Raw genomic sequence first — 18,367 nt, forward strand, 5'->3', positions numbered from 1 at the left:
CGCGCCCATCGATGACTCGGAAGGCAGTGGCCATGCCGTACACGTCCATCGAGCCGGTGGGCGATCGGTGTGTGCTGGTGCGAGTGGGCGAGCACGTTGACGTCGAGACCAGCCGCGCCGTTCATGCCATCACGGCACATCTGAGCGCCAAGAAGCTGCGCGGCGTCATCGAGGTCGTCCCGGCTTTCACCACGGTCGCCGTGCACTTCCAGCCGATGGCCTTTCTGCCGGAGCGAGGCCTGCCCACGGCGCAACTGACGCGGTCGCTAGAGGATGTGCTTGCCGAACCCTTGCCTGAACTGCCCCCATCCGGCCGGGTAGTCGACATCCCCGCTTGCTACGGTGGTGAGTTCGGCCCCGATCTTGAGGATGTGGCACAGCGATGCGGCATCAGCGCCGAGGAAGTCATAGCCTTGCACAGCGGCTCGACGCTGACCTTGTATGCGTTCTTCTTCTCGCCCGGCAACCCTTTCGCCGGGCCGGTCGATCCTCGTCTGAATGTAGGGCGGCGCAGTTCGCCGCGCACACGTGTGGAAGCAGGCTCCGTCGCCATCGCCAACGGCATCTCCTCGATCTACCAGACTGCATCCCCCGGAGGCTGGAACGTCATAGCGCGCACGCCTTGGAACCTTTTCGATGTGGACAAGCAGCCGCCGACCCGGTTGCAGTTGGGGGACCTCTTGCGCTTCAAGCCCATCACACCGGAGCAGTTCAAGGACCTGTTGGAGCCACGGGCATGAACACGATGAATGTTGAGCGCCCCGGCATGCTTAGCACGCTCCAGGACTCTGGACGCTTCGGGCATCAGCAGTACGGCGTGTCGGTCAACGGTCCGATGGACGAATGGTCACATCGGCTGGCCAACGCGCTCGTGGGCAATCCCGAGAACGCGGCGGTTCTCGAGTGCACCCTCACGGGGCCGCGACTGAGCTTCTCCGACACCACGCTGATCGCGCTGTGCGGCGCCCGCATGCGCGTGACGGCGGACGGAAGACCCATTCCCTACCACCGGGCGGTGCTGGTGCGCCGGGGCGTCACGATCGACGTTGGCGAACGGACCGACGGCGCCCGCCTCTACATCGGCGTGCGGGGTGGCCTGGGCACAGAACCCGTCCTCGGCAGCCGCAGCACCAACGTGCGTGCAGGCTTCGGAGGCTTCCAGGGCAGAGGATTGAAAAAGGGGGACCGCATTCCGATCCTCGGCGTGCCGCGCGAAATGCCGATGCTTCCCATTGAGCGCCGAATGGTGCAAAGCGGCCTGCCGATGATCCTGGCCGGTTCGGCGGACGTCAACCCGCCTGGCCGGACAGCGGGCGTGCTCCGGTTCATCCGTGGCCCGCAGTGGGAGGCCTTCACGACCAAGGCAAGAGAGGATCTCGAGAGCACAGCCTATGAGGTCACGGCCCAATCGGACCGGATGGGCGCACGGCTGATGGGCTCCGCGCTGCTGCTGCGCGCACCTCTCGAGCTGGTGTCGGAGGCGACCCCGTTCGGGACGGTGCAGGTGCCCCCGGATGGACAGCCCATCGTGCTCATGGCTGACCGGCAGAGCGCAGGGGGCTACCCAAAGATCGCGTACGTCGCCAGTGCCGATCTGCCGGTGCTCGCGCAATCGCTGCCCGGAGACAGCTTGCGCTTCATCCAGGTGAGCCAGGCTGACGCCGAGATCGCGTGGCGGGAGTTCGAGGAGCGACTTGCGACGGCGCGCGAGAGCGCTGCCGCGGCGCTCGAGCAGTAGACGGACAGGAAAGCAATTTCTTTAGCTGGAGAAACCACGATGCCATCCATCGACATCAACTGCGACATGGGCGAGAGCTTCGGTCCCTGGGTCATGGGACAGGACCTTGAGCTGCTTGGCCAGGTGAGTTCGGCCAATATCGCCTGCGGCTTTCATGCCGGAGACCCCACCGTCATGCTGACCACGGTGCGCGCCGCGATAGCCGCCAACGTCGCAATCGGAGCGCATCCGGGCTTGCCGGACCTCCAGGGGTTCGGGCGCCGGGCAATGGCGATGACGCCCGAGGAGGTGTATGCGCTCGTGATCTACCAGGCGGGGGCGCTGCAGGCGTTCGCGAAGTCGCAGGGCGGCCGTCTTCATCACGTCAAGACCCACGGCGCGCTCTACAACATGACAGCCCGAGACCCGGCCCTGGCGGATGCTGTAGCCCAGGCCGTGTACGACCTGGATCCGACACTGCCCATCTATGTCGCGAACGCCGCGATCGCCAAGGCGGCCCGCGACAAGAGCCTCACCACCATCTTCGAGGTCTATGCGGACAGGTCATATCAGGACGACGGCACGCTGACACCGCGCTCCCAACCGCACGCAATGATCGAAGACGTGAACCAGTCGATCGCGCAGGTCATTCGCATGATCAAGGAAGGCGTCGTTCGAGCGCTGTCCGGCAAGGATGTGCCGGTCACTGCCGATACCTTGTGCATCCATGGCGATCAGCCAGGTGCCTTGGCGTTCGCGAGAAGCATACGTGCCGCTCTTCGGGAAGAAGGCATCGAGATTCGAACCATCTGAGACAAGCCGCGTTTCATCCATGCGCTACTGACTCCAACTCAACCAATTTCGAGGAACACTGTCATGTCCATTGCAACCACCACTTCCCGCGCCTTCGGTGCATGCCGCCAAGGCTTCGCAATCAAGCTTTCCATTGCTACGGCGGTTCTACTGGCTGGCACAAGCGCCGCGTACTCTCAGACGCAGGGTGGGACGCTACGCGCCATCGTCCAGCCGGAGCCCCCCATGCTCATGTTGGGCCTGAACCAGCAGATCCCGACGCAATACGTGTCGGGCAAGATCTATGAAAGTCTATTGACGTGGTCGCCAGCGCTGGAGCCGATGCCTGGATTGGCGAAGTCGTGGACGATCTCGCCTGACGGCAAGGTGTACGTGTTCGAGCTGCAGTCGGGCGTCAAGTGGCATGACGGCAAGCCGTTCACGGCCGACGACGTGGTCTTCACGATCGACAAGTTCCTGCGGGAAGTTCATCCGCGTGCACGCGTGATCATCAACCAGTTCGTCGAATCGGCAAAGGCGCTGAGTCCCCAGAAGGTCGAGATACGACTCAAGCAGCCGTTTGCCCCGTTTCTCAAGGCATTCGTCAGCGACAACATGCCCATGGTGCCGAAGCACCTCTACGACGGAACGGACTACAAGAGCAACCCCGCCAACCAGACGCCAATCGGTACGGGCCCCTTCAAGCTGAAGGAGTGGAAGAAGGGGTCCTACATCATCCTGACGCGCAACACCGACTACTGGCAGAAGGGCAAGCCCCATCTCGACGAGATCGTCTTCAACGTGATCCCGGATGCTGCCTCGCGCGCCCTGGCATTCGAGCGGGGGGATGTCGACGTGATGCGCAGCGGCGACGCGGACAGCGTGGACATCAAGCGCCTGAGGGCGCTTCCCAACGTGCAGTACACGACGAAGGGGTGGGAGATGTTCTCGCAACAGTCCTACATCCAGATGAACCAGCGCAAGCCCCCCTTCGACAATGTCAAGGTGCGCCGCGCTGTCATGAGCGCGATCAATCGGAAGTTCGTGGTCGACAACATCTTCTTCGGACTCGGGAAGGTAGCGACCGGGCCGATCTCGTCCGGCACACCCTTCTACGACGCTAACGTTCCGCCATTCGTCTACGACATCAAGGCGGCCCGTGCTCTCATCAAGGAGTCGGGTGTCGACCTGTCCAAGACGCCGATCAAGATCCTCTCCTATCCCTATGGCGCCAATTGGGATCGCCTGGCCGAGTACACCCGCCAAAGCCTGGAGCAGATCGGCTTCAAGGTCGAGATCGAAGCGGCTGACGCTGGTACCTGGTCCAAGCGCGTCGCCGACTTCGACTTCGACCTGACCTTCAGCTTCACCTCGCAATACGGTGATCCCGCCCTCGGCGTGTCGCGCCTCTACCTGGAGCGCAACATCGTCAAGGGTTCAGCGTTCGTGAACAACCAGGGCTACAAGAACCCGGCCGCGGACGCCCTATGGGACAAGGCCGCCAGCACCACTTCCGTGGAGGAACGCCAAAGGCTCTACAGCGAGATCCAGAAGATCCTCGTGTCGGACGTTGCCAACGGCTTCCTGTTCGAGCTGGAGAACCCGACGCTGTACCGCGGCAATGTACAGAACCTGGTGAAGACGGCCATCGGGCTGCATGACACCTTCGCCGACGTCTACATCCAGAAAGACGGCAAGTGAAGCCTGCGCTGCGGGCAAGTCCCGCGGCGAGGAACACCCAACCTCATAGCAACTTGGAACTGACCGCATGAAAACACTGTCCTTCCTGGTCTCGCGCCTCGGCAAGGCCGTGTTCGTCGTCATCGGCGTGGTGATCGTCAACTTCATGTTGATTCGAATGGCGCCGGGCGATCCTGCCGCCGTTCTGGCCGGTGAATCGGGGTCCTCAGACCCGGCGTACGTCGAACAGCTTCGCAAGGAGTTCGGGCTCGACAAGCCCTTATACGTGCAGCTTGGCACTTACCTCAAGGGGGTAGCCCAGCTGAATCTCGGCTACTCCTATCGGGAGAGGCTGCCTGTCTTCGACCTGATTCTTGACCGACTGCCGGCCACCTTGCTGCTGATGGGGTGTGCCTTCTTGTTCGCGATAGCACTGGGCGTGATCTTTGGCATCGTGGCCTCTCGAAGTCGATATCAGGGCAAGAGACCATGGGTCGACAGTGCGTTGATGACGGGATCGCTGTTGATCTACGCGACGCCGCAGTTCTGGCTGGCCTTGCTGGCGGTGATCCTGTTCTCTCTGCATCTAGGCTGGCTGCCGCCTTTCGGCATGGAGACCGTCGGGGCCGGGTACACAGGCTGGGCTCGCGTGGGCGACATAGCGGCCCACCTGGTGCTCCCAACGGTTTCGCTTGGTTGCTTCTTCATGGCCGTCTATGCCCGTCTGACGCGCGCCTCGATGCTGGAGGTGCTCGGCATGGACTTCATCAAGACGGCCAAGGCCAAGGGTGTGCCCGTGGGCCAGATCATCCGCCACCACGCCCTGCGGAACGCGTTGCTTCCGGTGGTGACCTTTGCAGGCATTCAATTGGGCCAGATGGCAGGTGGCGCGGTGCTGACCGAAACCGTCTTCGGATGGCCCGGCATCGGCCGACTGATGTTCGATGCGCTGATGCAACGCGACTACCAGTTGCTACTGGGCGTGTTCCTTGTCACCTCGACGATGGTCGTCGTCTTCAACCTGATCACCGACATGGTCTACGTCTTCGTCGATCCGCGCATCCAGGGCAGCTGAAGGAGGTTTCCATGAACAAGTTCCTGAAAAGATTCGCCGCCAACCGCGGTGCGGCCGCGGGCGCGCTGGTGCTGCTGATGGTGATCATTGTCGGTATTCTCGCGTCGACCTGGTATGAGGAATCGCCATGGTCGATGGTCGCCCAGCCGCTGATCCAGCCCTTCTCTGACCGGGAGTATCCCCTGGGCACAGACATGCTTGGCCGCGATATCGCTGCCGGGCTGGCCTACGGCGCTCGCGTGTCGCTCATGATTGGCGTGATCTCGACGCTGGTTGCTGTCGTGGTCGGCATCATCGTAGGCGCGCTGGCCGGCTACTACGGCAAGTGGGTGGATGACCTGCTGATGCGCGCCACCGAGTTCTTCCAGACAGTGCCCCAACTGGCAATGGCCATGGTGCTGGTGGCGATCTTCAAGCCATCGCTGTACTCCATCGTTGGAGCCATCGCCATGGTTTCCTGGCCCCCGATTGCACGCCTTGTGCGATCGGAGTTCCTGACCCTGAAGCAGCGGGAGTTTGTGCAGGCCGCCATCGTCATCGGCCAGCGACCCAGCCGAATCATCATCACGCAGATCCTGCCGAACACGGCGTCGCCGATCATCGTGACCGCGTCGCTCATGACCGCCACGGCAATCCTCACGGAATCGGCGCTGTCCTTCCTGGGGCTCGGCGATCGCAATCTGATGAGCTGGGGTTACATGATCGGAGCCGCTCGCACGATGCTGCGAGAGTCTCAGTGGATGAGCCTGTGGCCCGGCGTCGCAATCATGTTGACCGTGCTGGCCATCAATCTCATTGGCGAGGGCCTCAACGACGCCCTCAATCCGCAACTTCGAAAGCGCGGAGCGTAACGTGGTGACAAGTCCTACTCCCATCCCGGTCGAGCCGCCGCTGCTGTCGATCCGCGACCTCAGCATCGCCCTTCCTGCAGGCGGAGATCGCCCGTATGCGGTAAAGAACGTTTCGTACGACATTCGCGCTGGCGAGATCTTGTGCATCGTCGGCGAGTCGGGGTCCGGAAAGTCGATGAGCGCCAACGCCATCATGGGGCTGCTGCCGCACTACCTCAAGCCCGAGGCCGGTGAAATCCTGCTGGACAACCGCGATCTGCTCAAGCTCGACGAAGAAACGTTGCGCGACATGCGCGGCCGCGAGATGGCGATGATCTTCCAGGAGCCCCTGTCGGCGCTCAACCCGCTTCAGACGGTTGGCGAGCAGATCGCAGAGGTCATGCGCGTTCACGACGCTTGCCCGGGCGATGGCAGAGAAAGACGGCTCCTGGAACTTCTGGAATTTGTCGGGTTGCCGGATCCGGCGAGCATCCGGCATTCCTGGCCGTTCCGCCTGTCCGGCGGGCAGCGGCAGCGCGTGATGATCGCCATGGCGCTGGCGCTGGAACCCAAGCTGCTGATCGCCGACGAGCCGACGACGGCCCTGGACGTGACGACGCAGGCGCAGATCCTCTCGCTGATCGCCCGGATCCAGCGCGAGAAGGGCATGGGCGTGATGTTCGTGACGCACGACTTTGGCGTGGTCGCCGAGATCGCAGATCGAGTGGCCGTCATGGAGAAAGGGGTGGTCGTCGAGCACGGCACGGTCGACCAGGTCTTGAACCACCCGCGCCATCCGTACACGCAACGCCTGATTGCTGCGGTGCCCCGGCTTCGCTCTTCCAAAAGTCCTTCCCCTGACGCAGGTGCGAAGACGGTGCTGCAAGTTGAACGACTTCATAAGACCTACGTCAGCGGCGGGGGGCTGTTTCGCAAGAAGAGGGTCGTGCACGCCGTCAACGACGTGACCTTTACCGTCGGCGGCTCCGAGACCTTGGGCATCGTCGGCGAATCGGGATCAGGCAAGTCGACGATCGGCAAATGCCTGCTGAAGCTTACGGATATCGACGGCGGCAAGATGTTGTTTCAAGGCGAGGACATCGCGCCGCTACCCGAGTCGAAGTTCCGCCCCAAGCGCCGCCACATCCAGATGATCTTCCAGGATCCCTTTGCATCGCTGAATCCTCGTCACACCGTGGGACGAATTCTCTGTGACGGGCCCATCGCGAATGGTATTCCCCGCAAACAGGCGGAAGGCCGCGCCAGAGAACTCCTCAAGCTGGTGGAACTCGAGCCATCTGCCTTTGACAGGTACCCGGGCGAGTTCTCGGGCGGGCAGCGCCAACGCATCGGCATTGCGCGCGCGCTGGCCATGGATCCGCAACTGATCGTCGCCGACGAGTCTGTTTCGGCGCTCGACGTCTCCGTTCAGGCGCAGGTGCTCAAGCTTCTGCGCGAGGTCCAGCAGCGCCTCCATGTCGCGCTTATCTTCATCACACACGATCTGCGAGTTGCCGCGCAGATCTGTGATCGCCTCCTGGTGATGCATAAGGGCTGCGTCGTTGAACAGGGTCCCCCCAGCCAGATCTTTGACGGGCCACAGCACGCCTACACGAAACAGCTCATCGCAGCGATGCCAGGTCGTGACTGGAATCCCGACGCTGCGATGCCGAACATCGAACTGGCCAGCCAAACGGCATGACACTGTCCCCGACCATGATCGAACCCGACCTGGCCCTCGCCGAGAAGTTGTTCGCGCGCCTGCATGAGCTGAGCTTCGATGGCGTCGGCATCACGAGAGATACTTACGGCGAAGGGGAGCAACGGGCCCACGACTTGATGGCCGACACTGCTGCTGAGCTCGGCCTGGAACTACGGCGCGACGCTGCCCTCAATCTGTACATCACCCTGCCCGGCGCGGACCGTGGTGCTCCCGCCGTCATGACGGGGTCGCACCTGGATTCCGTACCCAGGGGCGGCAACTATGACGGCGCCGCCGGCGTTGTCGCCGGCATGGCCGTCCTCGCCGGATTGGTGAAGGCCCGCATCCAGCCCGAAAGGGACATGACGGTCCTGGCCACGCGCGCTGAGGAAAGCGCCTGGTTTCCTGTCTCTTACATCGGAAGCAAATCAGCTTTTGGCATGCTGGCTCCGGACGCACTGTCCGTCCGGCGCGCCGACAGTCAGCGCACGTTGCGGGAGTATCTGAACGACCTTGGCGGTCGCCCGGACGCGCTGGCCACTGGAGAGGCGGCCTTGACTCCCAAGAGCATCGATTGCTTTGTAGAACTGCACATCGAGCAGGGGCCTGTTCTCGTTGGCGAGGGCCGGGCGCTGGGGGTTGTCACAGGAATCTGCGGAAGTCATCGCTACCGAGCAGCGCAGATTCTCGGCAGGTATGCGCATTCGGGCGCGACACCCCGGATGCACCGCCAAGATTCGGTTGTTGGATTGGCCGTGTTTGTGGAGCGCCTTCAGCACGTGTGGCGAGACATGGAAGCCCAAGGGCACGAGCTCACACTGACGTTCGGGCAGGTCAACACCGATATTCAGCAAGCCGACTTCAGCAAGGTCCCCGGCCAGGTGAGCTTTTCCATCGATATTCGCTCGCGGGACCCGGAGACGCTGCGGCACATGGATCAGATGATTCTGCAGGTGGCCAAGGACGTGGAAGTCACGCATGGGGTGCGCTTCGAGTGGGGACCGATCTCCGGCAGTCAGCCCGCTGTGATGGATGACCGGCTGCAGCAGGCGCTTTGGGATGCGGCGCTCGAGGTCGGCGTGCAGCCGCACCGGATGCCGAGCGGTGCCGGACACGACGCCTCCATCTTCGCGAACCAGGGCGTGCCGACCGCGATGCTTTTTGTTCGAAACGAGCATGGAAGTCATAACCCCGAGGAGGCAATGGGGATGGCTGACTTTGCAGCGGCGACCCGCGTGCTTGCCCATGTCTTGGAGACCCGTGCCGGCATCGGCACGGGATGGCCCTCGGCCGTGACCCACTAGCGAAGGAATTGTCATGGCAACCTGTGTGATCGCACAACCCATCCACCCGGTCGGTGCAGAGATTCTCCAGACCGCTGGAATCAAGGTCATCCAGGCCCCCGGGCCTGGGCTTGATGCCCTCCAGGCGGTCATTCCAGCCGCAGACGCTGTGATCGTACGCGACCGCCTTCCTGCCAAGCTTATCGATGCCTCGCCGCGGCTCTGCGTGATTGCGAATCACGGAACGGGCACCGACAAGATCGACGTCGCGCACGCCTCTGCACGAGGGATTCCGGTCGTCTTTACGCCTACGGCAAATGTCCGCGCAGTGGCGGAGCACGCCATGATGCTCATGCTGGCGACAGCCCATCAGGCAGCGCTTGCAGACGCCGCGACCAGGCAGGGAGACTGGAACTTCAAGTATGAACAGCCCATGCGATCACTGTACGGAAAGGTCCTTGGCATCGTGGGCCTTGGTCGCACAGGGCGTTTGCTCTGCGAGATGGTAGCGGGGGCGTTGAACATGCAAGTGATCGTGTGGTCGCCCAGTCTCCCAGAGGGAGAGGCCCTGCCGCCCAATGCACGGCGTGTCTCGACCCTTAAGGAGCTGCTCCAGGCATCAGATGTGGTCTCGCTTCATCGACCGCTGAGGGCAGATACACATCACATGCTCGACCGCGTGACCCTGGGCGCCATAAAGCGCGGCGCGATCGTGATCAACACCTCGCGGGGGGCGCTCATCGACGAAGTGGCTTTGGCAGAGGCCTTGCGCAGTGGCCAACTCTTTGGTGCCGGACTGGATGTGTTCGAGCAGGAGCCGCTGCCACCGGGTTCGGTTCTGTGCGATGTTCCCAACGTGGTGCTGTCGCCTCACGTAGCGGGCTCGTCCCAGGAGGCACTGAACGCAACCGCGACCCAATGCGCGCAGCAGATCATCGACGTGCTGGCTGGGCGGCGTCCTGCACATCTCGTGGAGCCAAAGGTCTGGGAGCGGCGACGGCAGCCGGCGCAGACGAACGAGCAGCGAGTCAATTCATGAATCCCGCAGTCGTCACGCTTCAGTCCGGGCATTTGCCGTTGCTTGTCTCGATTCCGCATGCGGGAGAGTGCTTGCCTGAGCGCTTTTCCTGCCAGATGAGTCCCGCCGCTCGCAAGATCGCGGACACCGACTGGCACCTCCCGCGGCTCTACGCCTTTGCTCTCGAGATGGGCGCTTCGGTGCTGCAGGCGAACTATTCCCGCTACATCATCGATGTGAATAGGCCCCCCGACGGATCGAGTTTGTATCCGGGTCAAGGGGGGACGGGCTTGTGTGCACTGGAGACATTCCGCGGCGAAAGCCTCTACACGGAAACTGCTGGGGTCCCGGATGCCGCGGAGATCGCGCTACGCATTCGGGATTATTGGGAGCCTTATCACGCCGCCTTGCGCACGGAGATCGCGCGCATGCGCGGACATCATCCCCATATTCTGGTATGGGAGGCGCATTCCATCGCCGGCGTGCTACCGCGGCTGTTCGAGGGTCGCCTGCCCGATCTGAACATCGGAACCTTCGATGGTGTGGCATGCGCGACGCAGTTGCGCGATGCGGCGATTGCGGCCGCCAGCGCGAGCCCATTCACCTGGTCCGTCGACGCACGCTTCAAAGGTGGATTCATCACGCGTCACTATGGCAAGCCTGAGGAGGGAGTCCATGCTGTGCAGCTGGAGATGGCGCAGCACCTTTACATGAGCGAGCAAGAGCCCTATGCATATCAAGAAGAGCGGGCGGCGATGTTGCTGCCGACGCTGAAGGCGATGGTCCAAGACTCGCTGGCTGCATTGCAACAAGTTCACTAGGGCAGTGAGGCAGAGATGAACCTTGACAACATTCGAGAGTATGCACGGCACCTCCACCTGAGGGACGTTGAGGTGGTGGAGATCGAGGAAGACGGTCAACACCTCAGGATTCGTATCGCCCCCTCGCAGAGCGCCGCCCCGCAGCTTGCCGGAGCACAACCGAAACCGGAGGAGAGGAAGGCGTCGCTCCCCGGCGTCGTGCGCTCCGAGTCGCTGGGTTGGATGCGCACGAGTGATCCGCAACAGCTTCCGAAGGCCATCGCCGCTGGGGACGTCGTGAGCAAGGGCCAATTGCTCGCGCTCCTGGAGATGGATGGGGCTCTGACGACGGTGCTGGCACCGAGCGATGGAGTGGTCGAAGCGGTCCTCGCAACCGATGGTGACCGGATCGACTATGGCAAGCCCCTGTTCCAACTCAAGCCTGCGCAGCGTTGAATCATGACTACGAACACAGAGCTGATAAAGGATCTGATCGACATCGTTGCGGAGGAGCAGATCGCCGAAGTTGAACTTCGCGACGCATCGCGAAGCATACGCATCTTGCGACGGGCTGAGGTATCGGCCGGCGCTGCACCGCCGGCGGCGATGAACGACAAGAGCACGACCGCTGCGACACAAGAGACGGCACCCGTGCCGGCCCGCCAGGATCGCTCGCTGCACACGGTCACCGCACCCATGAGCGGTACGTTCTGCCGGTCAGCTGGGGCTGACGGCGAACCCATCGTAAAGGTTGGAAGCAGCGTTGACGCCGGGGGCCTGGTGTGCGTGATTGAAGCGATGAAGATCCTGAACGACGTCACAACAGATCGGGGCGGCGTTATCGACGAGGTGCTTTGCGAGCATGGCCAGGCCGTCGAGCAGGGTCAGGCGTTGTTTGTCATACGGACGAATGGGAATGGCGATGTTCGATAAGATTCTGATCGCGAACAGGGGCGAGATAGCGCTGCGAATTCAGCGTGGGTGTCGTGAGCTAGGGATAAAGACTGTCGCGGTCTTCTCCGAGGCCGACCGAGATGCCTCGTATGTCCGCCAAGCCGACGAAGCGTTGTGCATCGGGCCGGCACCCTCGGTGCGCAGCTATCTTCATGCGCCCTCCATTCTGGCGGCTGCGCGATTGACCGGCGCCCAGGCGATCCATCCGGGCTATGGGTTTCTCAGCGAGAACGCGGACTTCTCGAAGGCTGTCGAGGAAGCCGGGCTGACGTTCATCGGACCAACTGCAGATTCGATCCGGACGATGGGCGACAAGGTGGCCGCGAAGCAGGCCATGCAGAGAGCCGGTGTCCCTTGCGTGCCCGGCACCGATGGTGCATTGCCGGGTGATCCGGCCCTCATTCTCCAGATGGCGCGACAGATCGGATATCCGCTCATTGTGAAGGCCGCTGGCGGCGGCGGCGGCCGGGGAATGCGCGTCGTCGAAGCCGAGGAAGGGCTGCTGTCGACTGTCGAAACAACGCGTGCCGAAGCTTCCGCTGCGTTCGGAAATCCTGCCTTGTACATGGAGCGCTTCCTGCTCAAGCCTCGACACATCGAGATCCAGATCCTGGCTGACACGCACGGCAACGCGGTGTGGCTGGGCGAACGGGACTGCTCGATGCAAAGACGCCACCAGAAGGTGATCGAGGAGTCGCCAGCCCCGGGTTTGGAGGAAGCAAAGATCGAGGCGATCGGTGAGCTCTGCGCAGGTGCATGCCGATCGATCGGCTACCGGGGCGCGGGAACGTTCGAGTTTCTCTATGAGGATGGCGAGTTCTTCTTCATCGAGATGAACACCCGCCTGCAGGTGGAGCATCCAGTGACGGAACTGACGACGGGCATCGACCTAGTCCAGATGCAGATTCGGATTGCGGCGGGCGAGAAGCTCCCCTGGGCCCAGGGCCAGATCCAACGGCGAGGGCATGCGATCGAGTGCCGCATCAACGCGGAGAACCCCACCACCTTCATTCCGTCGCCTGGTCGAATCACCCATTGGCAGCCACCTGGCGGACCGGGTATCCGTGTGGATTCGCATGCGTATGGGGGTTACGTCGTGCCGTCCCACTACGATTCGATGATCGGGAAGTTCATCGCGTTCGGCGATACGCGTGAGCAGGCGCTGGCCCGCATGCGGGTGGCGCTGCGCGAGACCGTCGTCGAGGGCATTGATACGAATATTCCGCTGCACCTCGACCTACTGACCGATCCCGTGTTCTGCCAAGGCGGAGCCGGAATTCACTATCTGGGGGATTGGATCGCCGCCAGAAATTCGGGCTTGTGATCGTTTCAGATCCTCGCCATGCACCGTTGGCGAAACACTCTCCTTTCGCCTGTTCACAGTCCTTCATCCAAGAGGAATCACATGAATCCTATCGAAGAAAAGTTCGCTCGACTGGCCACCGATCATGCTCCTGGTCAGGAGGTACGCCAAGCCGAGTTGGATTGGGGCCGCCTGCTGCGCGGCGATAAGCTGCCGGGCACGCCGGTGGACTTCTCCCATGGAGATGTAGACGAATCGGCTTTCGCGCCCACTCCGGGCTCATTGGACGAGTTCGTCAAGGGTTTCGAGCGCGGCGGCGAGCAGGCCTATACCGAGTACCGCGGCAGCGCCGAGATACGTGAGCGAGTGGCCGAGCACCTGGCTGAGTTCACTGGAGCGCCGCTTTCCGGCGCCAATGAGTTGATCATCACCCCTGGCACGCAGGGCGCGTTGTTCCTCGCGATCGCGTCGACCGTGGCAACAGGAGACAAGGTAGCGATCGTGCGGCCCGATTACTTTGCCAACCGCAAGCTGGTCCAGTTCATGGGTGGCGAAGTGGTCCCCATCAGAATGGACTACCTGGGACGATCCACCGGAGCGGGCATTGACCTCGATGAGTTGGAAGCGGCTTTCAAGTCCGGAGTGAAGACCTTCCTGTTCTCCAACCCGAACAATCCGGCCGGCGTGGTGTATGCGAGGGATGAGATCGAGAGCATCGCCGCCCTTGCGAATCTGTATGGGGCGACGGTCGTGGTCGATCAGCTGTATTCGAGGCTGCTCTATTCGGATGTGCGCTACAGCCATCTGCGCGCGAGTGCGATCGACGCGGACAATGTGATCACCATCATGGGGCCCTCGAAGACCGAGTCGCTCAGCGGATTCCGTTTGGGTGTTGCCTTCGGTGCCGCGCGTCTGATTGACCGGATGGAAAAGCTCCAGGCGATCGTTTCTCTGCGCGCGCCGGGCTACTGCCAAGCCGTGCTGCGCACGTGGTTCGCGGAACCGAGCGGCTGGATGGCCGATCGCATTGCAAAGCACCAGGCCATCCGTGACGACTTGATGAAGGTACTACTCGCTGTCGAGGGTCTGGAGGCTCGAGCACCTGAAGCGGGGAGCTATTTGTTCCCGCGCCTGCCCGCACTTTCTGTCGGCTTGCTCGATTTCGTGCGCATACTGCGTCATCAGGCCGGCGTGACCGTCACCCCAGGCACGGAGTTCAGTCCTCTGTGCACAGACAGCGTGCGTCTGAACTTCTCGCAGAACCATGAAGCCGCCGTACAGGCGATCGAGCGTACTGCAGAACTCGTCAATCGCTATCGCGTACGATGAAGGGGAAGCACATGAGCCGGAAAGCGTACACGAGTGACCGGACTCCGCCGCCGGCCGGAACGTACAGCGTCGCGATCGAAGCGGCAGGCCTGGTGTTTCTGGCCGGCCAGACCCCCAGAGATCGAAACAACGTTCGCCACGGTGACAAGCCCTTCGCCGAGCAGGTTCGCATGACGCTCGACAATCTTGAGGCCGCTGCGAACGCAGCGGGCCTCTCCCTGAAGGATGCCGTGAAGGTCGGCGTTTTCCTCAGAAATCCGGCCGATGCCAAGGAGTTTGATGGGATCTACGCGCAGTACGTCGGCGATCCTCCGCCGGCACGCACTTTGACACAATCAAATTTGGCTGGTTTTGACATTGAAGTGGACGCTGTGCTCTTGGCTTCCGCCGATTGAGAGAAAGCTATTGGGGCACTCTGCCTTTGACGGAGGCCCTCCGCTTCTGCAGCGATAAGTTGGAACGTCGGCATGGAGAACCGACATGCGAGCTGGCAGCCGGTCGAGTCGGCAACATTCGGAGAACTTGAAGACTGTTGCCGCAAGGGATGTTCGGTGGTGGTGAGAGCCATGCGAGCGGCAGCCTCCTTCAGTCGGTAGCTCTTGCCTTCGAACTCGAGCATGACGGCGCGGTGCATGAGGCGATCGAGAATGGTGGTTCCTACGGTGGCATCGCCGAGGTACTTGCCCCAGTCCTGCACGACCCGGTTGGAGGTGACGATGATGCTGGCGCGGCGCTTGTAGCGCTGATGCACGACGCTCTGCAGCAACTCGGCGCTGCTGGCCGACGCGACCCTCGATGGCAAACAGCATCTGGCACAGCCGTTCGGCTCAGGCCGATCATCCTGGCCTGGCCGAGGATGCGGCGTGTCTCGCGCGAGGGATTGAACACGCGCTCGGCCAGGGGCAGCACGACCGTGCCCGGGTGCTCGACTCGGGCGTGCGTGCGCAGCAGCGCCTGGGTCTTGAGGTCCCGGATCTCGACGCGGTGCTCGAACAGCCGCACCAGCACCCGCGAGCGATGGGCGCCGGCCGCGCCGCGTAGCTGCTGTGATCGATGCGCACGCAGGTGTCGTCGCACACGGTGCGCTGCGACTCGGTGAAGTACTGCATGCCGAGCATTGGCAGCGGCTGCAGCAGCGGGCGCTCCTCGTCGAACATTGCTTGCACCTGGCGACGGGTGCTGCCGTGGATGCGCGGGGCGGCCCACTTGCGTTCCCAGTGCTCGAGGAACTCGTTCTGCGCGTCCAAGGACTCGAAGCGCCGGCCCTTCAAGGCGGTGGCTTGGGTATGCCTGATCGCATTCTCCACGGCCCCCTTGCGATTGGGATCGCGCACCCTGGCCGGATCGGCCACCACGCCGTAGTGGGCCAACGTGGCGGCGTACACGGGGTTGAGCTCGGGCTCGTGCCTGCTTCGAGACGAGCGACAGTGGCATGTTCGCTCGGACTTGCTTCCTGTACTTTGCTTGGGGCCTGGTGGGGCACGACGCGCTGAGATCACTTCGCGCGCGGAACTCGAACGATGGGTACGCGCGAACCTCGGAACGAGCTACCACCCCTCGGGCAAGCGCAATCATGTCACCACCCCGTTGCCCGTATGAAAGCTAAGGTTGGTTTGGCGTGCTTCGACGTCGACGTGAGCGACCTGCTGCTCATGCACGGCGCGTGCGATGACGAGCCGCTTGCAGCGGATTCTCTGCCAGGTACCTGGAGACCTCTTCAACGAACCTTTTGAGCAGCGACGAGCGGTTGTCCGCGCGCCAGACAAGTTCCCAATGCTGAACGATGTTTAAGTCGGGGACTTCCATGAATTTCACAACGTCCGGCGCAATGCGTTCTGCCGATTCCGGAAGCACTGTGCATCCCATGCCTGCAGCAACTAACGTGAGCATCGATGCGGAATCAACACCAAGGACCGATGCTCTCGGAGTGAACCCAGCATTGAAGAAGCAGTGGATCAGCTTGTCGTGCCAGAGTGGAGCCGCGTTGCGAGGTAGCCAGATGAACTCCACCTCGTTGAGGTCTCTGAGTGACTTGGGCCTCCCTCCCGCCCATTGCCAAGCCGCAGGGTATGCCAGCAACATCCTCTCCGAATAGACCGGGAGTCCTTCGAATACCGGGTCATCCGATGGCCTAAATAGAAGGAAGCCGGCATCCAGCCGACCGGTCGACAGCCAGTCGAGCTGTGTAGCAGACAGCAGGTGGCTCAGTGTGATCGACACGCCGGGGACTTCTCGCCGGTAGCTTCTCAGCACCTCCGCAATCAGTGGGCCGAGAGTTTGCATCACGGGTAGCGCGATGGAGAGATGCCCGATCTCGCCGCGCCCGGTTCGCTGAGCGCGCTCCTTTGCTGCCGCGGTGTCGTCTAGAAGCCTGTTCGCATCTATGAGCAACTGCTTGCCGGCTTCAGTCAAGCTGACACCACGGGAAGTTCGTTCGAACAACGAAGTACCGAGTTCCTCCTCCAGCGCTTGCATCTGGCGCGTCAACGCGGGCTGCGCGATATGCACGGTCTGCGCGGCAACGCTGATGCTCCCGCGTTCGGCAACGGCGACGAAGTAGCGCAACTGACGCAAGTCCATGGGTATACCTCGACGGCATGGCCGTAATCGAAAAACAGCATTTTACGGCATGGCTGCCGATCCTTACTATTCGATCGCAACTCAGGGTATTTCCAAGAATTCAAGCGAACCTGTTCCAAGAGCATGCCAAATAATATCGTTGACCAAATCGGTTCCGAATTCCCTTCTTATCGTGCATTGCGCGGAGATATTCATGCTCACCCAGAGCTCGGCTTTGATGAGCACCGAACCGCGAATGTGATTTGCGAAGCCCTCGACAAGCTTTCGATTGAATTTCGCAGGGGAATTGGAAAAACCGGAGTCGTCGGAATTATCCATGGGAAAACGACGACGAGCGGCCGGGCGGTAGGTCTAAGAGCCGACATGGATGCGTTGCCGATCCAGGAAAGCACCAATCTCGAATACGCTTCGTCGACCGGGGGGAGGATGCATGCGTGCGGCCACGATGGGCACGTGACCATGCTTCTGGCTGCGGCTGAATACCTGAAGCGAACTCAAAACTTCAATGGAACCGTCTATCTAATTTTCCAGCCAGGCGAGGAGGGCCACAAGGGTGGCTTGGAAATGGTCAAGGATGGCCTCTTTGAGAGATTCCCCATCGAACAGGTCTACGCCCTTCATAACTGGCCATCTCTGCCGCTGGGCGCCGTATCTGTGCCGGTTGGCCCGGTAATGGCTGCGGCCGACATACTCAAAATAAAAATTCAAGGAAAAGGTGGGCACGGTGGCATTGCACCTCAAAGAACTGTCGATCCCGTCTTGATTGCCGGGCACATCATCGTCGCGGCTCATTCCATCGTCAGCAGAAATCTGGATCCACTGGATGCCGGAGTCGTCAGCCTGTGCGGTATTTCGGGCGGAAGCCTCGCTGGCCACAACGTAATACCTGAAGAGGTTGTCATTACTGGAACTGCCCGCTCGTTGCGCCCCGAGGTGCAAGACCTTATCGAGGCACGCCTGCGTGAAACGGTCGAGAGTGTGGCCCGAGGGCTCGGAGGCTCCGCCACGCTTGAATACGACAGAAACGTGCCTGCGACGGTCAATTCCGAAGCGGAAGCGCTTCTCGCACGACGCGCAGCCGTGGACGTGGTTGGCAAGGAAAACGTTATTCAACACCCTGTGCCCAGTCTCGGCGGAGAGGACTTTTCCTTCATGTTGCGCGAGCGCCCGGGCGCCTATATCCATGTAGGCACGGGAGACGCTGAACATTCCCATGGTCTTCATAGCGCGCATTTTGATTTCAACGATGCAGCGATACCAATAGGGGGGCGCTACTGGTACGTATTGCCGAGCTAAGCCTGCCG

Annotated in this window: 17 protein-coding genes and 2 pseudogenes; 16 read left to right on the forward strand and 3 right to left on the reverse strand. The window is 61.9% G+C overall.

What is annotated here, in order from left to right:
* Positions 1 to 32: 32 nt before the first annotated feature.
* The 15 genes from pxpB to ABEA07_RS05220 all read left to right on the forward strand — a co-directional run bounded on the left by pxpB (position 33) and on the right by ABEA07_RS05220 (position 14,878).
* Entirely contained in the window at positions 33 to 740 is a 708-nt protein-coding gene (pxpB, locus tag ABEA07_RS05150) for a 5-oxoprolinase subunit PxpB (protein WP_345536324.1), read from the forward strand.
* Positions 737 to 1,738, forward strand: a complete 1,002-nt coding sequence (locus ABEA07_RS05155) for a 5-oxoprolinase subunit C family protein (protein ID WP_345536326.1) — start codon at positions 737 to 739, stop codon at positions 1,736 to 1,738. Before pxpB ends, ABEA07_RS05155 begins: the two co-directional genes overlap by 4 nt.
* A gap of 39 nt (positions 1,739 to 1,777) precedes the next feature.
* The gene (locus tag ABEA07_RS05160) at positions 1,778 to 2,530 is read left to right on the forward strand and encodes a LamB/YcsF family protein (RefSeq protein WP_345536327.1); all 753 of its coding nucleotides are present in this window, start codon (positions 1,778 to 1,780) and stop codon (positions 2,528 to 2,530) included.
* A gap of 63 nt (positions 2,531 to 2,593) precedes the next feature.
* Positions 2,594 to 4,210: an ABC transporter substrate-binding protein gene (locus ABEA07_RS05165; protein ID WP_345536328.1), complete on the forward strand. Its 1,617-nt coding sequence runs from the start codon at positions 2,594 to 2,596 to the stop codon at positions 4,208 to 4,210.
* A 67-nt stretch (positions 4,211 to 4,277) separates the two neighbouring features.
* Positions 4,278 to 5,264 carry an ABC transporter permease gene (locus tag ABEA07_RS05170; protein WP_345536329.1) on the forward strand — a complete coding sequence of 329 codons (987 nt, stop codon included), beginning with the start codon at positions 4,278 to 4,280 and terminating at the stop codon, positions 5,262 to 5,264.
* Positions 5,265 to 5,275: 11 nt separating this feature from the next.
* Positions 5,276 to 6,115, forward strand: a complete 840-nt coding sequence (locus ABEA07_RS05175; protein WP_345536331.1) for an ABC transporter permease — start codon at positions 5,276 to 5,278, stop codon at positions 6,113 to 6,115.
* 4 nt (positions 6,116 to 6,119) lie between these two features.
* A complete protein-coding gene (locus tag ABEA07_RS05180) occupies positions 6,120 to 7,796 on the forward strand; it encodes an ABC transporter ATP-binding protein (protein ID WP_425584076.1) in 1,677 nt (558 codons plus the stop codon).
* A gap of 14 nt (positions 7,797 to 7,810) precedes the next feature.
* Positions 7,811 to 9,100: a Zn-dependent hydrolase gene (locus ABEA07_RS05185; RefSeq protein WP_345536332.1), complete on the forward strand. Its 1,290-nt coding sequence runs from the start codon at positions 7,811 to 7,813 to the stop codon at positions 9,098 to 9,100.
* A gap of 13 nt (positions 9,101 to 9,113) precedes the next feature.
* Positions 9,114 to 10,118 (forward strand): hydroxyacid dehydrogenase, encoded by a 1,005-nt coding sequence (locus tag ABEA07_RS05190; RefSeq protein WP_345536333.1) that lies wholly within the window; start codon positions 9,114 to 9,116, stop codon positions 10,116 to 10,118.
* A complete protein-coding gene (gene hutG / locus ABEA07_RS05195) occupies positions 10,115 to 10,918 on the forward strand; it encodes an N-formylglutamate deformylase (RefSeq protein WP_345536334.1) in 804 nt (267 codons plus the stop codon). Before ABEA07_RS05190 ends, hutG begins: the two co-directional genes overlap by 4 nt.
* A 15-nt stretch (positions 10,919 to 10,933) precedes the next feature.
* The gene (locus ABEA07_RS05200) at positions 10,934 to 11,353 is read left to right on the forward strand and encodes an acetyl-CoA carboxylase biotin carboxyl carrier protein (protein WP_345536336.1); all 420 of its coding nucleotides are present in this window, start codon (positions 10,934 to 10,936) and stop codon (positions 11,351 to 11,353) included.
* A 3-nt stretch (positions 11,354 to 11,356) separates the two neighbouring features.
* Entirely contained in the window at positions 11,357 to 11,830 is a 474-nt protein-coding gene (locus ABEA07_RS05205; protein ID WP_345536337.1) for an acetyl-CoA carboxylase biotin carboxyl carrier protein, read from the forward strand.
* Positions 11,820 to 13,175, forward strand: a complete 1,356-nt coding sequence (gene accC / locus ABEA07_RS05210; protein ID WP_345536583.1) for an acetyl-CoA carboxylase biotin carboxylase subunit — start codon at positions 11,820 to 11,822, stop codon at positions 13,173 to 13,175. Before ABEA07_RS05205 ends, accC begins: the two co-directional genes overlap by 11 nt.
* Before the next feature lie 81 nt (positions 13,176 to 13,256).
* A complete protein-coding gene (locus ABEA07_RS05215; protein ID WP_345536339.1) occupies positions 13,257 to 14,483 on the forward strand; it encodes a pyridoxal phosphate-dependent aminotransferase in 1,227 nt (408 codons plus the stop codon).
* A gap of 11 nt (positions 14,484 to 14,494) precedes the next feature.
* Positions 14,495 to 14,878, forward strand: coding sequence for a RidA family protein (locus ABEA07_RS05220; protein WP_345536341.1), 384 nt, complete (start codon positions 14,495 to 14,497; stop codon positions 14,876 to 14,878).
* A gap of 155 nt (positions 14,879 to 15,033) precedes the next feature.
* Here the strand turns inward: ABEA07_RS05220 and ABEA07_RS05225 are convergent.
* The 3 genes and pseudogenes from ABEA07_RS05225 to ABEA07_RS05235 all read right to left on the reverse strand — a co-directional run.
* Positions 15,034 to 15,270 (reverse strand): annotated as a pseudogene (locus ABEA07_RS05225) (ATP-binding protein); the annotation flags it as partial.
* Positions 15,254 to 15,889: pseudogene (locus tag ABEA07_RS05230) on the reverse strand (transposase); the annotation flags it as partial. The pseudogenes ABEA07_RS05230 and ABEA07_RS05225, both read right to left, overlap by 17 nt.
* Positions 15,890 to 16,133: 244 nt before the next feature.
* The gene (locus ABEA07_RS05235) at positions 16,134 to 17,063 is read right to left on the reverse strand and encodes a LysR family transcriptional regulator (RefSeq protein WP_345536343.1); all 930 of its coding nucleotides are present in this window, start codon (positions 17,061 to 17,063) and stop codon (positions 16,134 to 16,136) included.
* 123 nt (positions 17,064 to 17,186) lie between these two features.
* On the opposite strand from ABEA07_RS05235, the gene ABEA07_RS05240 reads away from it, so the two are divergent.
* Entirely contained in the window at positions 17,187 to 18,359 is a 1,173-nt protein-coding gene (locus tag ABEA07_RS05240; RefSeq protein ID WP_345536344.1) for a M20 aminoacylase family protein, read from the forward strand.
* Positions 18,360 to 18,367: the final 8 nt, after the last annotated feature.

The sequence above is a fragment of the Variovorax defluvii genome, assembly GCF_039541515.1.
Taxonomy (GTDB): Bacteria; Pseudomonadota; Gammaproteobacteria; order Burkholderiales; family Burkholderiaceae_C; genus Variovorax; species Variovorax defluvii.